This window comes from Kitasatospora sp. NPDC059160 (genome assembly GCF_042755465.1).
GTDB lineage: Bacteria > Actinomycetota > Actinomycetes > Streptomycetales > Streptomycetaceae > Kitasatospora.
This window is the reverse complement of sequence record NZ_JBHZCN010000011.1, coordinates 108,053-121,400: the sequence shown is the minus strand read 5'-3', so window position 1 is coordinate 121,400 and position 13,348 is coordinate 108,053. Positions and strand designations below refer to the sequence as shown.

Annotated in this window: 17 protein-coding genes; 9 read left to right on the top strand and 8 right to left on the bottom strand. The window is 75.3% G+C overall.

The genetic code is table 11. The annotated features are described in order from the left end of the window. Positions 1-36 precede the first annotated feature (36 nt). The 4 genes from ACFXOZ_RS07245 to ACFXOZ_RS07230 form a co-directional block, all read right to left on the bottom strand. The gene (locus ACFXOZ_RS07245; protein WP_380588193.1) at positions 37-1,401 is read right to left on the bottom strand and encodes a hypothetical protein; all 1,365 of its coding nucleotides are present in this window, start codon (positions 1,399-1,401) and stop codon (positions 37-39) included. Between the two features lie 123 nt (positions 1,402-1,524). Then, on the bottom strand, positions 1,525-1,953 hold the full coding sequence (locus ACFXOZ_RS07240; RefSeq protein ID WP_380523346.1) for an arsenate reductase ArsC: 429 nt from the start codon (positions 1,951-1,953) through the stop codon (positions 1,525-1,527). 37 nt (positions 1,954-1,990) lie between these two features. Then, entirely contained in the window at positions 1,991-2,737 is a 747-nt protein-coding gene (locus ACFXOZ_RS07235; RefSeq protein WP_380523347.1) for an aquaporin, read from the bottom strand. Beyond that, a complete protein-coding gene (locus tag ACFXOZ_RS07230) occupies positions 2,734-3,105 on the bottom strand; it encodes an ArsR/SmtB family transcription factor (RefSeq protein ID WP_380523348.1) in 372 nt (123 codons plus the stop codon). Before ACFXOZ_RS07230 ends, ACFXOZ_RS07235 begins: the two co-directional genes overlap by 4 nt. 89 nt (positions 3,106-3,194) lie before the next feature. Between ACFXOZ_RS07230 and ACFXOZ_RS07225 the strand changes: the two genes are divergently transcribed. Further along, positions 3,195-3,656, top strand: coding sequence for an ArsI/CadI family heavy metal resistance metalloenzyme (locus ACFXOZ_RS07225; protein ID WP_380523349.1), 462 nt, complete (start codon positions 3,195-3,197; stop codon positions 3,654-3,656). A 40-nt stretch (positions 3,657-3,696) separates the two neighbouring features. Here the strand turns inward: ACFXOZ_RS07225 and ACFXOZ_RS07220 are convergent, their stop codons facing one another. Continuing rightward, entirely contained in the window at positions 3,697-4,944 is a 1,248-nt protein-coding gene (locus ACFXOZ_RS07220; protein ID WP_380588190.1) for an NADH:flavin oxidoreductase/NADH oxidase family protein, read from the bottom strand. Positions 4,945-5,062: 118 nt separating this feature from the next. Between ACFXOZ_RS07220 and ACFXOZ_RS07215 the strand changes: the two genes are divergently transcribed. Further along, positions 5,063-5,653, top strand: a complete 591-nt coding sequence (locus ACFXOZ_RS07215; protein ID WP_380588187.1) for a TetR/AcrR family transcriptional regulator — start codon at positions 5,063-5,065, stop codon at positions 5,651-5,653. Positions 5,654-5,870: 217 nt separating this feature from the next. Continuing rightward, entirely contained in the window at positions 5,871-6,269 is a 399-nt protein-coding gene (locus tag ACFXOZ_RS07210) for an SAV_915 family protein (RefSeq protein WP_380523352.1), read from the top strand. A 125-nt stretch (positions 6,270-6,394) separates the two neighbouring features. Here the strand turns inward: ACFXOZ_RS07210 and ACFXOZ_RS07205 are convergent, their stop codons facing one another. Beyond that, the gene (locus ACFXOZ_RS07205) at positions 6,395-7,351 is read right to left on the bottom strand and encodes a LysR family transcriptional regulator (protein ID WP_380588184.1); all 957 of its coding nucleotides are present in this window, start codon (positions 7,349-7,351) and stop codon (positions 6,395-6,397) included. A gap of 132 nt (positions 7,352-7,483) precedes the next feature. On the opposite strand from ACFXOZ_RS07205, the gene ACFXOZ_RS07200 reads away from it, so the two are divergent. The 3 genes from ACFXOZ_RS07200 (at position 7,484) to ACFXOZ_RS07190 (ending at position 9,326) form a co-directional block, all read left to right on the top strand. Then, positions 7,484-8,644, top strand: coding sequence for an iron-containing alcohol dehydrogenase (locus ACFXOZ_RS07200; RefSeq protein ID WP_380588181.1), 1,161 nt, complete (start codon positions 7,484-7,486; stop codon positions 8,642-8,644). A gap of 109 nt (positions 8,645-8,753) precedes the next feature. Next, positions 8,754-9,098, top strand: coding sequence for a hypothetical protein (locus tag ACFXOZ_RS07195; RefSeq protein ID WP_380588178.1), 345 nt, complete (start codon positions 8,754-8,756; stop codon positions 9,096-9,098). 39 nt (positions 9,099-9,137) lie between these two features. Further along, on the top strand, positions 9,138-9,326 hold the full coding sequence (locus ACFXOZ_RS07190) for a hypothetical protein (RefSeq protein ID WP_380588175.1): 189 nt from the start codon (positions 9,138-9,140) through the stop codon (positions 9,324-9,326). 48 nt (positions 9,327-9,374) lie between these two features. Here the strand turns inward: ACFXOZ_RS07190 and ACFXOZ_RS07185 are convergent, their stop codons facing one another. Further along, on the bottom strand, positions 9,375-10,274 hold the full coding sequence (locus ACFXOZ_RS07185; protein WP_380523358.1) for a LysR substrate-binding domain-containing protein: 900 nt from the start codon (positions 10,272-10,274) through the stop codon (positions 9,375-9,377). Between the two features lie 133 nt (positions 10,275-10,407). On the opposite strand from ACFXOZ_RS07185, the gene ACFXOZ_RS07180 reads away from it, so the two are divergent. The 3 genes from ACFXOZ_RS07180 (at position 10,408) to ACFXOZ_RS07170 (ending at position 12,915) form a co-directional block, all read left to right on the top strand. Next, complete coding sequence (locus ACFXOZ_RS07180) at positions 10,408-11,169, top strand: SDR family oxidoreductase (protein WP_380588172.1); 762 nt, start codon at positions 10,408-10,410, stop codon at positions 11,167-11,169. An 82-nt stretch (positions 11,170-11,251) separates the two neighbouring features. After that, positions 11,252-11,878 carry an ester cyclase gene (locus ACFXOZ_RS07175; protein WP_380588170.1) on the top strand — a complete coding sequence of 209 codons (627 nt, stop codon included), beginning with the start codon at positions 11,252-11,254 and terminating at the stop codon, positions 11,876-11,878. A 68-nt stretch (positions 11,879-11,946) separates the two neighbouring features. Continuing rightward, positions 11,947-12,915 carry an NAD-dependent epimerase/dehydratase family protein gene (locus ACFXOZ_RS07170; RefSeq protein WP_380588168.1) on the top strand — a complete coding sequence of 323 codons (969 nt, stop codon included), beginning with the start codon at positions 11,947-11,949 and terminating at the stop codon, positions 12,913-12,915. Positions 12,916-12,970: 55 nt separating this feature from the next. On the opposite strand, the gene ACFXOZ_RS07165 is transcribed toward ACFXOZ_RS07170, so the two are convergent. Next, complete coding sequence (locus ACFXOZ_RS07165; RefSeq protein WP_380408408.1) at positions 12,971-13,330, bottom strand: ArsR/SmtB family transcription factor; 360 nt, start codon at positions 13,328-13,330, stop codon at positions 12,971-12,973. Positions 13,331-13,348: the final 18 nt, after the last annotated feature.

The following is a 13,348-nucleotide window of genomic DNA, read 5'->3' as shown; positions in this document are numbered from 1 at the left end:
CTCCCGGCCGGGCCACCCGGCTTTCAGCACCCTCGCTCAGCGGCGGCGGAACAGTCCGCGCCGCTTCGCCGGCGGCGGAGGCGGGTCGAGGAGCGTCGTGACGGCGTGCAGGAACGGCCGGGCCTGAGGAGTCATCCCGGTCCGGTGCAGCCGGTGGCGGCCCTCCCCCTCCCACTCGCCCAGCACCGCCCCGCGCTCGCCCGTGATCGGGTCGATCCCGTACTCCAGGGTGAAGAACCGCTGCGCCGAGCCGTCGCCCGGCCACGCCAGCACCACCGCGAAGGCCTCGGTGGCCGCCCGCGGCCTCGGGAGCCCGACCAGGAGCATCCGATGCTGCCCGACCTGGACGAACCCGCCCTGGAGGCCCTCCGGCGCCACCCGCTGCTCCGCGGGCAGGCTCGCGCCGAACTCCTCCCACAGCCGCAGCAGTTCGGCGTCGATCCGCTCCCCCGGCACCGACCCCAGGTGCGTCAGCGAGGGCAGCAGCCGGTGCGCGAAGCGGTAGTGGTGCGGGCGCGACGCGGGCAGGTCCCCCTCCGCACCGGCCAGCCGGGTGACGGCGGCGATCACCTCGTCCGCGCGCACCAGCTCCAGCAGTCCGCCCTCGGCCACCCCGGTGAGCGGGGTCAGCCTCCCGTCGCGCCACCAGTAGGTGTGCACGGACAGCGGCGCGCCCGACGCGTCGTACTCCCGGGCGGCCGTCTCGATCAGCACCTCCAGCACGCCCGGCACCTGGAGGTCGAACGGCGCGAACAGCAGCCGGAACGGCGTGGGGAAGGCCACCACCGCACCGTCCGGCGGCAGTTCCCGGCCCGTGACCTCGCGGTGGACGGCGTCCAGGGCGAGGACCCGGCTCCCCGTCAGCGCCGAGTTCCCGGTGACGACGTGGAGGGCGCCGCCCTGCCCGGTCGGCAGCACCTCGTGCCGCTCGACGGGCAGCCGGGCCAGCCGCGCCCGCGCGGCCTCCCGCAACCGCGGCACCACGCCCAGCTCGATGACGGCCTCCGAGGTCAGCACCTGCCAGCCGACGGGCGACTCCAGGGCGAGGAACTCCAGTACCCCCGGGGCGACTTCGAGCGCGTGCGGGTGCCGCGCGGACTCGGACAGCGAAGCCGCGTCCAACAGCAGCGGATAGAGCCGGGCGGTCACCTCCTCCGGCGGACCACCAGCCGCCCCCGGTCCCCGCACGGCGGCGACCAGCTCCCGGACGTGGGCCCGGACCAGCTCCGGCAACGGGACGTCCGCCCGCCGCCCCACCAGTTCGAGCAGCCCGCCGAGCCCGTAGTCACGCCCGTGGGCGTCCCGGGCGACGTCCCCGTGCAGGGTGACCTCCCACCCCGACTCCGCGAACGCCGCCCGCACCAGCGCGGCCAGCTCCGGCCCCAACTCCTGCCGTCCCATCGTCCCCTCCCAACTCCCGCTCCACCCCCGCCCCTTCGGGGACGCCACCAGCCCCCTGCCCGGTTGCCGTGCTCCGGACACGTCCGGCGGAACGGCCGACCTGCGCACGGGGAGGCGGGCCGGTCAGGCCTCGGGCCGGACGCCCAGCTCGGCGAGCAGGCCGCGGACCAACTCCTCGATCCGGTCGCGGATCGGGCGCACGGCCTCGACGCCCTGGCCGGCCGGGTCCTCCAACGTCCAGTCCAGGTACCGCTTCCCGGGGAAGAACGGGCAGGCGTCGCCGCAGCCCATGGTGATCACCACGTCGGAGGCCCGGACCGCCTCGACGGTCAGGACCTTCGGCACCTCGGCGGAGATGTCGATGCCGACCTCGGCCAAGGCCTCGACCACCGCCGGGTTCACCGCCCCGGCCGGGGCGGAGCCGGCCGAGCGGACCTCGACCCGGTCACCGCCGAGGCGGGTGAGGAAGGCGGCGGCCATCTGAGACCGGCCGGCGTTGTGCACGCAGACGAACAGCACGGACGGGACGGACGGGACGGCGGGAGTGCTCACGAGGGGTCCTTCGGGTGTACGGGGCGGGGCGGTGGGGTCAGCGGGCGGCCGCGGCCGGTTGGTGGTCGCCGTGCGGGACGACGACGTCCTCGGCGGCCGGGGTCGGGCGGCCGAACAGGACGGCGACCAGCCCGAGGCCGACGGCCAGGCCGACGAGCTGGGCGGCGATGAACGGCAGCACGGAGGCAGGGGCGATGCCGGCGAAGGTATCGGTGAACCCGCGGCCGATCGTCACCGCCGGGTTGGCGAAGCTGGTCGAGGACGTGAACCAGTAGGCGGCGCCGATGAAGGAGGCGACGGCCACCGGGGCGAAGTGCGCGCGGCCGACGCGGGCCAGGCCGAAGACCAGCAGGATCAGGCCGGCGGTCGCGACGACCTCGCCCAGCCACAGCTGCGGGGCCCAGCGGGCATGCGTCGACCAGCGCACCAGCGGCTCGCCGAACATCGCGTCCGCGAGCACCGCCCCGCCGACCGCCCCGGCGACCTGCGCCGCGACGTAGGCCGCCACCTCCCGCAGCCCGGGCCCACCCCCGGCACGGCGCCCGGTCCACCAGGCGGCCAGCGTCACGACGGGGTTGAAGTGGGCACCGGAGACCGGGCCGAGCAGCAGGATCAGCACACCGAGGCCGAACACGGTCGCCAGCGAGTTGGCCAGCAGCTGGACGCCGACGTCCGGGGAGAGCCTGGTGGCCTGGATGCCGGAGCCGACCACGACGGCGACCAGCGCGCCGGTCCCGACGAACTCCACGGCCGCCCGCCGGCCCAGCGGCGCCGTCCCGGTCATCCGGACTCCCCGGCGGGGGCCCGGAGCAGCGCGGACAGCTTGGCCAGCGCGGCGGGCAGCACCCAGTAGTAGACCCACGTCCCCCGGCGCTCGGACCCGACCAGCCCGGCCTCGCGCAGCACCTTGAGGTGATGCGAGATCGTCGGCTGCGACACGTCGAACGGCCCGGTCAGGTCGCAGACGCAGGCCTCGCCGCCCTCGTGCGAGGCGATCAGCGACAGCAGCCGCAGCCGCACCGGGTCGGAGAGCGCCTTGAACGCCTTCGCCAGGTCGACGGCGGCCGCCTCACCCAGGGGCTCTCGGACCAGCGGCGAGCAGCACACGGCCGCGTCGTCCTGATCGAGCACCGGCAGTTGCAGATTCGACATACGTCTATGTTGACAGCCATCTATACAGGTGCCAACCTCGCCCATATCGACACCTGTCGAATCAACACCACGGACCGGGGAGAACCACCATGTCCCGCGTACAACTCGCCCTCCGCGTCGCCGACCTCGACGGCTCCGTCGACTTCTACTCCCGCCTGTTCGGCGTCGAACCCGCCAAGCGCCGCCCCGGCTACGCGAACTTCGCCGTCACCGACCCGCCGCTCAAGCTCGTCCTCCTCCAGGGCGAGGCCGACGCCCCCACCCACCTCGACCACCTCGGCGTCGAGGTCGGGACCACCGAGCAGGTCACCGCCGCCACCGCCCGCCTCAAGGACGCCGGGCTGGCCACCTTCGAGGAGAACGACACCTCCTGCTGCTACGCCCTCCAGGACAAGGTCTGGGTCCACGGACCCGGCCGGGAACCCTGGGAGGTCTACGTCGTCAAGGCCGACGCCGACACCCTCGGCAGCAGTAGCGACGGCGCCCCCACCACCACCGCCGCCTGCTGCACCGAACCGGCGCCCGCCGCCGCAGGCTGCGCCTGCGGCTGACCCCTCACCACCACCGGCGGCCGACCCCGCACGGCTCGGGTCAGGACCGCCCGGCGCGGGCCGTGGGCAGCCAGGTGCGGTAACGGCGCAGGGCCTGGCGCTGCTGGAGCTGTTCGGCGAGGAGGGCGACGGCCGGGTGGGTGCCGGGCCTGGGGGCGCGGCCGCGGGCGAGGCGGCGGAGCTGGTGGCGGACCTGGGCCATGGAGGCGGCCGAGGCCAGGGCCTTGTCGGACCAGGCGACCGGGCGGATCCCGCGGTCGGCCTCGCGTCCGGCGGCCCAGCGCTCGGGCAGGTCGGGGGTGACGGCGAGGGCGGTGCCGATGCCGACGACCTCCACGCCGCCGGCCAGGACCCGTTCGGCGGTGTCGCGCCGGGTGATGCCGCCGGTGAGCATCAGCGGGAGCGGGCTGGTGGTGGCCAACTCCTCCGCGAGGTCCAGGAAGTAGGCCTCGCGGGCGCGGGTGCGGTCGTCGGTGGGGCGGCCGGTCATGGCGGGGCTCTCGTAGCTGCCGCCGGAGAGTTCGACCAGGTCGACGCCGAGCGGTGCGAGCATCGCGATCACCTGCCGGGCGTCGTCGGCGTCGAAGCCGCCGCGCTGGAAGTCGGCGGAGTTGAGCTTGACCGCGACCGCGAAGGCCGGCGGGACGGCGGCCCGCACGGCGCGGACGACGTCCAGCAGCATCCGGGCCCGGTTCTCCAGCGACCCGCCCCAGGCGTCGGTGCGCCGGTTGACCAGGGGCGACAGGAACTGCGACAGCAGGTAGCCGTGCGCGGCGTGGATCTCCACGCCGTCGAACCCGGCCTCGGCGGCGCGCACGGCCGTGGTCGCGAACCGGTCGACGGTCGCGCCGATCTGCTCGGGGGTCATCGCGGTGGGGCGGCCGAAGCGGCTGCTGTGCCGCCCCAGGTCGACGCCCACCGCGGACGGGCCCCACACCACGCCGGGCATGTCGGCGGCGACCTGGCGGCCGGGGTGGTTGATCTGCATCCAGACCGCCCCGCCGCCGGACTTGGCGGCCTCGGCCCAGGCGGTGAACCGCTCCAGCGGCGCGGCCTCGTCGAGGACGACGCCGCCCGGGCCGGTCAGCGCCTCGGCGTGGACCATGACGTTGCCGGTGATCAGCAGGCCGGTGCCGCCGGCGGCCCAGCGCCGGTAGAGCTCCAGCATCCGCCGGCCGGGCAGCTGGCCGTCGCCGGCCATGTTCTCCTCCATCGCCGCCTTGGCGATCCGGTTGCGCAGGACGGCCCCCGAGCGCAGGTGCAGGGGCGAGAACAGCTGGCTGGCCATTCGGGTCTCCTCTCCATCGAAGCCGTCGCATCGCTCGCGACGGACATCGCCTAGGATGTGTACATCGCTCACATTAGGCGAGAAATGTGAGCGGTGCATACATCTGGGAGGGTGACCCATGCCACAGCCGACGACCGGCTCGTACCACCACGGCGACCTGCGCGCCGCCTGCCTGCGCGCCGCGCGGGAGCTGCTGGAGGAGGACGGCGGCTCGGGCCTGTCCCTGCGGGCGGTGGCCCGGCGGGCCGGCGTCTCGGCGACCGCCCCCTACCGCCACTTCGCCGACCGCGAGGCCCTGGTCTCCGCCGTCGCCTCCGAGGGCTACCTCGAACTCGCCGCCGCCCTCACCGCGGCGCACCCCGCGCCCGCGACGCCCGACGAACTCGCCGCCGTCGCCGTCGCCTACGTGCGCTTCGCCCTCGACCGCCCGGCGCTGTTCCGGGCGATGTTCGCCGAGCCCTGCGACCCGGCCAACGAGGAACGGGCGGCCGCGACCGCCGCCGTCCGCCAGTACGTCCACGGCATCGTCCACGGCGTGTTCCCCGGCGCCGACCCGGAGGCGCTGTCCACGGCGGTGTGGGCGCTGGTCCACGGCCTGGCCTTCCTGCACCTGGACGGCAAGCTCGACGCCGGCTCCCCCGAGGCGGTCTCCGCCCAGGTCACGGCGGCCGTCCTGGCGGCCTTCGCCATCGCACCGACGAAGGCGTAGCGCCGACGAAGGCGCGGCGCCGACGAAGGCGCGGCGCCGATGGGAACGCGGCGCCGATGGGAACGCGGCGCCGTCAACGTGCCATCAGGGAAGCGACCGCCGGGATCAGGGACGCGTCAGGGGCCGACGCTCCCCCGGGCCCCACGGGCATAACGTCGTCACCGCGCCCGGCGATCGCGGGGCGCACCTCCCTTCCGCCGCACCCGTGAGGCACGCCATGCAGCAGCACCTGAGCTCCGAGGACCCCGAGCCCTCCCCGCGCGACCCGGCCGGACCGCTCCTGGTACCCGTCCGGTCGGGTCCGCTGGGCCACACCGCCCGGATCTTCCGTACCGCTCTCGGCGACCGTACGGCCGTCGCCTTCACCACCCCGCAGCGGCTCACCGCCGTACTGGGGCCCGCCCAGCCGTGGATCGCGCTCGCCGAGCCGGCCCTGCGCGCCCTCACCGAGCCGCTGGGCGTCACGACGCTCACCGTCGACCCCCAGCTCGCCGCCCCCGCACCCGCCCCGTCCGCGCCCGGCCCCTCCGCGCCGTACCGGCACCTGCCGCACCCGCCCACGCCCGGCCCCGCCGTGGCGGTCCCGCAGCGGCCGGGCCGGCTCTCCGCCGCCTGACCGCTCCCGCCGCCCCTCGCCCCTCTCCCCTCCCCCCGAGTCACCTCCGGACGGCGTCGATGGCCGGTCCGCCGTCCGGAGGTCCGTCCTCCCCGTCCGTCGCGGGTGACGCGCAGCGGCCCCGCTCAGGTCGCCGGGAGCAGCTCGTCGGCGCGCTCCGCGACCTCGCGGTGCAGGGCGTCGCGCACCGCGCGCACGGCGGGGCGGGTGACGGCCTCCCGGCGCACGGCCAGGACGATCGGCAGCCGGATGTCGACCTCCTCGGCCAGCAGCCGCCGCAGTCCGGCCCGTTCGGCCAGGAAGGCCGGCAGCACGCCGATCCCGGCCCCCAGCCGGGTCGCCTCCACCTGGGCGAAGACGTTGGTGGAGGAGAACGCCGGGGTGACGCCGGGCAGGTGGCGCTCGATGTCGAGGTCGCCGACCTGGAGCATCGACTCGATGTAGAACACCAGCGCGTGGTCCCGGAGTTCGGCGGGCGTGCGGGGGCTCCCGTGCCGGGCGAGGTACTCGTCGGCGGCGTACAGGCCCAGCGCGTAGTCGGTGAGGTGCTCGGTCACCAGTCGGCTGCGCGGCGGCCGGCCGATCGCGAGCGCGAGGTCGAAGCCGGCCGGGTGCAGGGTCAACTGGCGGGTTGCCGTAATGAGTTCGGCCTGCAGACCGGGGTGGCGCCGGCGCACCCGGGCCAGCGCGGGGGTGGCGAATACGGTACCGAAGCCGTCCGGGGCGCTCACCCGTACGGTGCCGCGCAGCGACGGCGCGTCCTGGCCGGAGACCGCGTCGACGACCTGGTCGAGGGCGTCCTCGATCGCGCGGGCGCCCTCCGAGACGGCCTTCCCCGCGTCGGTCAGTGCCCAGCCCTCGGTGCCGCGTTCCATCAGCCGGACGCCGAGGCTCCGTTCCAGCGCGGTGATGCGGCGCGACACCGTGGTGTGGTCCACCCCGAGCGCGTCGGCCGCGGCCACCAGCCGCCCGGTGCGGGCGACGGCGAGCAGGTAGCGGAGGTCGTCGGCGCGGAGCCTGCGCGGGTCGCGTCCGCGGGTGTCCGCGGGATCCGTAGCGGCCGGGTGGGAACGGGAGTTCACCGCACCACGCTATCTGCATTTGTGCACAGCCGGTCTGCGCGATTGGCGATTGAACGCACGGCCCCGCCGACGGCACAGTCGAACCCGGCCGGGCCCGCCCGCCCCGCCCTCCCCAGCGTCGAGAGGTCCCCGATGGTCGCCAGCCTGTCCCTGCCCCGGATCATGCGCGTCGGCCGGGGCGCCGTCGAGGAGTTGGGCGAGGTGCTGGCGGGCCTGGGGCTGAGCCGCCCGCTGCTGGTCACCGACGCGTACCTGGTCGGCACCGGCGCGGCGGAACGCCTCACCGCCACGCTCACCGGCGCCGGACTGAGCCCCCGGCTGTTCGCCGACACCGTGCCCGATCCGACCACCGACTCCCTGACCGCGGGCCTCAAGGCCCTGGAGGAGCACGGCGCGGACTCGGTCGTCGGCTTCGGCGGCGGCAGCCCGATGGACAGCGCCAAGGCCCTCGCCCTGCTCGCCGTCCAGGGCGGCCGGATGCGCGACTACAAGGCGCCCCGGGTCACCCCCGGCCCGGCGCTGCCGGTGATCGCCGTCCCCACCACCGCCGGCAGCGGCTCGGAGGCGACCCAGGTCACCGTCATCACCGACAGCGACACGGACGAGAAGATGCTCTGCCTGGGCCCGGCGTTCCAGCCGCTGGCCGCCGTGATCGACCCGGACCTCACCCTGTCGATGCCGCCCCGGCTGACCGCCGACACCGGCATCGACGCCCTCACCCACGCCGTCGAGGCGTACGTGAGCCGCAGGGCCAACCCGTTCACCGACGGCCTGGCCCTCACCGCGATCGGCACCATCGGCCGCCACCTGCGCCGCGCCTACGCGGACGGCACCGACACCGTGGCCCGCGAGGCGATGATGCTGGCCGCGACCCAGGCCGGGCTGGCCTTCTCCAACTCCAGCGTCGCCCTCGTCCACGGCATGAGCCGCCCGATCGGCGCCCACTTCCAGGTCGCCCACGGGCTGTCGAACGCGATGCTGTTCCCCGCCGTGACGGCCTTCTCGGTACACGGCGCCCGCGCCCGCTACGCCGACTGTGCCCGCGCCCTGGGCGCCGCGACCGCCGCGGACCCGGACGACCTGGCCGCCGACCGGCTCGTCGACGCGCTCCGCGCGCTCTGCCTCGACCTGGCGGTGCCCACGCCCCGCAGCCACGGCATCGACCGGGACGACTGGACCAGGCTGACCCCCGTCATGGCCGAGCAGGCCCTGGCCTCCGGCTCGCCCGCCAACAACCCCGTCGTCCCCACCGCCGAGCAGATCCGGGAGCTGTACGCGCGGATCTACGGCTGATCCGACCCGGCACGGATAATGGCCGGGCCGCCGGCCGACCGGGCCGGTGGGCGGCGATCGATCGAGAGGCAGCGCACGGATGACCCTGGAGGCAGGACGACGCGTCAGGTTGACGGAAGACCTCGGGCTCGGTGAGGCCGTCGCCGGCGAGCCCGCTGCCGCCGTCGGCTTCCTGTCGCTGGGCGCCGGGGCGGAGGGCACCGTCGAGCGGGTGGACGACGAACTCCCGGAGAGCGAAGGGGTGCGCGAGTACCAGCGGCTCAAGGCGCTGTTCGACGACTACGGGCACACCGTGCCCGAGGCCAGCCGGGAGCGGCTGGTGGCGCAGCTCGCCGCGCTGGAGCCGGAGTGGGCCGAGCACCGGGAGCGGGGGCGGCGGGTGACGGTCCGGGTCCGGCTGGACAACGGGTTCGTCCTCGACGGTGTACACCAGGACGTCCTTGCCGCACTGTGAGAGGGGGTCGTTCCGGCCCGGACCACAGGAGGCAGGACGATGCCCGACTGGACTGGAGGCAAGCCCGTGCCCGACGTGACAGGAGGCAAGCCGGTGCCCGACATGACCGGAGGCAGCGCCGACCGCGATGCGGCGGCCCCCACCGAAACCACCCCCGCCGAAGCAGCCGCCACCGAGGACCCGACCACCGACACTCCGGCGGACGCCGGGAGCACGTCGGACGACTGAGGCGTCACCACCCGCGCGGCGGCCGGACCGGGCCGCCGCGCGGGTGCGTCAGCCCGTCCCCGGGTTGATCCGGGCCCGCTGGGCCAGCAGCTCGGTGAAGGCCACGGTGAGCGGGTCGGGGCGGGTGCGGGTGTAGGCGGCGAGGGCGCGGCGGACCGGCGGGTCGGGCCGCAGCAGCAGGCCGTCGAAGTGCGGCGGCACGATGTCGGCGGGCACCAGCGCCGGGCCGAGGCCGGCCGCGGCCAGCAGTGGTGCGGCGGAGGTCTGTTCGGCGCGGACGGCCGCCCGGGGGTGGAAGCCCGCGCGGGCGCAGGCCTGGTCGAGCAGCTCGGCGAGGCCGTTGTCGGGGGCGTAGTGGACCCAGGCCCGGTCGGCGAGCTCGCCGAGGGCGATCGAGCGGGTGGGGCGGGCCGCGAGCGGGTCGTCGGAGGCCAGTACGACCGTGAACTCCTCGACGCCGAGCTCCCGGATCGGCCCCTCCCAGCCGTCCGGCACCGGGCCGATGGCGAGGTCGGCCCGCCCTGCGGCCATCGCCTCCTGGAGCCGCTCGGCGTGGGAGTACTCGCGCAGCCGGATCCGTACGCCGGGGTGCCGCCGGTGCCAGGCCCTCAGGACGGGCGGCAGGATGCCGAGGCTGATCGAGTAGACGGCGGCGACCTCCAGCTCCCCCTCCTCCAGCCCGCTCGTGCGCCGGGCCACCGCTTGCAGGCGCTCGGCCTCGGCCAGTGCCGCCCGGGCGTGCGGCAGGACGGCCCGGCCGGTCGGGGTGAGCCGGACCGCGCGCGGCAGCCGTTCGAGCAGCGGGCCGCCGAGCGCGCCCTCCAGGGCCCGGACCTGGTGGGAGAGCGCGGGTTGGGTGACGTGCAGCTGCTCGGCGGCGCGGGTGAACGAGCCGGTGTCGACCACGGTGACCAGGTATTCGAGCTGTCGGAGCGTCGGCGTTGCCATGAGCGGATTTTATGGCAGTGGTAGAGAACAAGCCTTGGACTCATGGCAGCGCTCCGGGAGAGAGTCGACGTGCGGCCGCCGCCCGAGACACAGCGGACGGCCGGATCCCCGACGCCCCCGAAGGAGCACCCCCATGTCCATCGGCACCCCGCCGCTGTCCGCCGCCACTCCGCCGCAGGGCACCTCGCTGCTGGGGCAGCGCCTGATCGTGGTGGGCGCGGGTTCGCGCACCGGCCGCGCCGTGGCCACCGCCGCCTCGGCGGCCGGCGCCACGGTCGTCCTGGCCGGCCCCGACCCGCGCAAGCTGGAGTGGACGGCCGGCGAACTCGCCGGACCGTCCGAGGTCCTGCCCGTCGACCTCGTCGAGGAGCAGTCGATCGCCCGGTTCGCCGAGCGGGTCGGCATCTTCGACCACCTGGTCTCGACCGCCGCGATGCCCGCCAACGGCCCGCTGCGGGACCTCGAACTCGCCGACGTCCAGCGGGCGTTCGCCGCCAAGGTGATCGGCCCGCTGCTGCTCGCCAAGCACCTGGCCGGCCAGGCCTCCGAGCGCGGCTCGTTCACCTTCTTCTCCGGGGTCGCTGCCTGGCGCCCGGCTCCCGCCCGCACGGTGATGGCCACCACCAACGGCGCGCTGGCCTTCCTGGTGCAGGCCCTGGCGGTGGAGATCGCCCCGGTCCGGGTCAACGCGGTCTCCCCCGGCATCGTCGACACCGGCTCCTGGGACGGCCTGGGCGCCGACAAGGACGCCTTCCTGCGCGGCGTCGCCGCCCGCAACCCGGCCCGCCGGGTCGGCACCCCGGAGGACCTCGTCAAGGCCGTGCTGTACGCGATCGACAACCCGTACGTCACCGGCACCGTGCTGCACGTGGACGGCGGCGGCCGGCTCGCCTGACCGCCTGCCGCCGCCCAGCCCGCCCCGCCCCGACCCGACCCGCCTCGACCCAACCCACCCCCGCCCCGAGGAGCAACTCCCCATGCCCTGGCCGATCCCGAGCCGCAGCGCCACCCGTACCGCCGCCGTCCTCGCCACCGTCGCCGCCCTCGCGACGGGCACCGCGGCCGCCGCCCCGGCCCCCTCCCCCGACCGGGGCCACCACCGCCCCGCCCCCAGCTGGCCGCAGAACCTGATCGACCGCTCGCCCGACCTGGTCCAGCCGAAGGCGCTCACCGCGGACCGCTCGATCGGCACCCGGCGCGCGGCCCAGGAAGTGCACCTGGCCCAGCAGTTGTACACCTTCTGGAACACCGGCCAGCAGCGCTACCTGGACGCGGCGATCGACCCGCAGTTCCGGGACAACACGCTCCCGCCCGGCCGCCCCCAGGGCCCGGCCGGACCGCTGTTCGCCTCGAAGAACTTCCGCGCCGCCGTCCCCGACCTGACCTGCGAGCTCTCCGACGTCCTGGTCGCCGGTGACCGGATCACCGCCCGGCTGGTCTTCCGCGGCCACTTCACCGGCACCTTCGACGGCGTCCGGGGGCGGGGCCAGGCCGTCGAGTTCAACGCCATCGACATCCAGCACGTCGGCACCGACCGGATCGTCGAGGACTGGCACATCGAGGACAACCAGGCGCTGCTGGCCCAACTGGGCGCCGGCAGCTGAGTCCTGACGATCGGCCCGGTTCCGGCAATCCCGTGGCCGGAACCGGGCCGAGCTGTAACCATGGTCCGATGCGCATACTGATCATGGGCGGTACCCGGTTCGTCGGCCTCCACTTCGCCCGGGCCGCGCTGGCCGCCGGGCACGACGTCACCGTGCTGCACCGCGGCCGCTCCGGCGCCCACCTGCTCCCCGAGGCCACCCACCTGATCGCCGACCGCGACGCCGACCTCACCGCGCTGCGCGGCCGGAGCTGGGACGCCACCGTCGACGTCAGCGCCTACTACCCGCGCCAGGTAAGGCAGTTGGCCGATGCCCTGGACCCCGGCGCGGCCGGTCACTACCTCCTGGTCTCCTCCATGGCGGTCTACGACACCCCCGCCGCGCCCGGGTTCACCGAGGACTCCCCGCTGCTCCCGGCCGACGGCCCGGAGCCCGAGGAGATCACCCCGGCCACTTACGGCATGCTCAAGGTCCAGTGCGAGCGCGCGGCCGTCGAGCGCTTCGGCCCGGACTCCCTGCTGGTGCGGCCGACGTACGTGATCGGCCCCCAGGACTACACCCACCGCTTCGACCACTGGGTGCAGCGGATCACCCGTGGCGGCGAGGTGCTGGCCCCGGGCCGGCCCGACGCCCCGCTCCAGGTCGTCGACGCCCGCGACCTCGCCGACTGGATGCTCGACCTGCTGACGAAGAGCGCCACCGGCGCCTACCACGCCGCGACTCCCCCGCCGTTCACGATGGGCGACCTGCTCGATGCCGTCGCCTCCGCCGTCGCCCCGGCCGGGACCACGCTCACCTGGGCCGACGACGACTTCCTCCGGACGTCCGGCGTCCAGGACCGCGTGCTGCCGCTGTGGCACTCCGACCCGCTGCGCCGGGCCACCAACACCGCCGACCCCGCCGCCGCGCTCGGCACCGGCCTGCGGCTCCGCCCGGTGGCGGACACCGCCCGTGACATCGAGCCGTTCGAACCGCTGCCGCAGGCCCTGACCCCGACCGCCGAGGCCGACCTCCTCGCCGCCTGGCACCACCGCTGAACTGCGACCGGGCAGCCGTCCAGTCATCCAGCGGACCCTCCAGCGGACCCGTGGCTCAGTCGAGCTCGGTGTCGCTGAGCCCGAGCCGCAGGTGCTCGATGTGGTAGACGGCCTGGTCAAGCAGGGCCGCGACGTGGTTGTCGTACAGCGCGTAGACCACCGAGCGGCCCTCGCGCCGTCCGACGACCAGGCCGAGGTTGCGCAGCAGCCGGAGCTGGTGGGAGCAGGCGGACTGCTCCAGCCCGACCTCGGCGGCGAGTTCGGTGGCGGCGCAGGGGCCTTCGCGCAGCCGGGAGAGGATCAGCAGCCGGGAGGGGGTGGCCAGGGCCTGCAGGGTGGTGGCCACCCGGGCGGCACTGGCTTCGTCCAGGCGGGTGTGCGGGACGGCGGTTGCGGGGGCTGCTCCATGACCCATGCGGGCAATAGTACAACT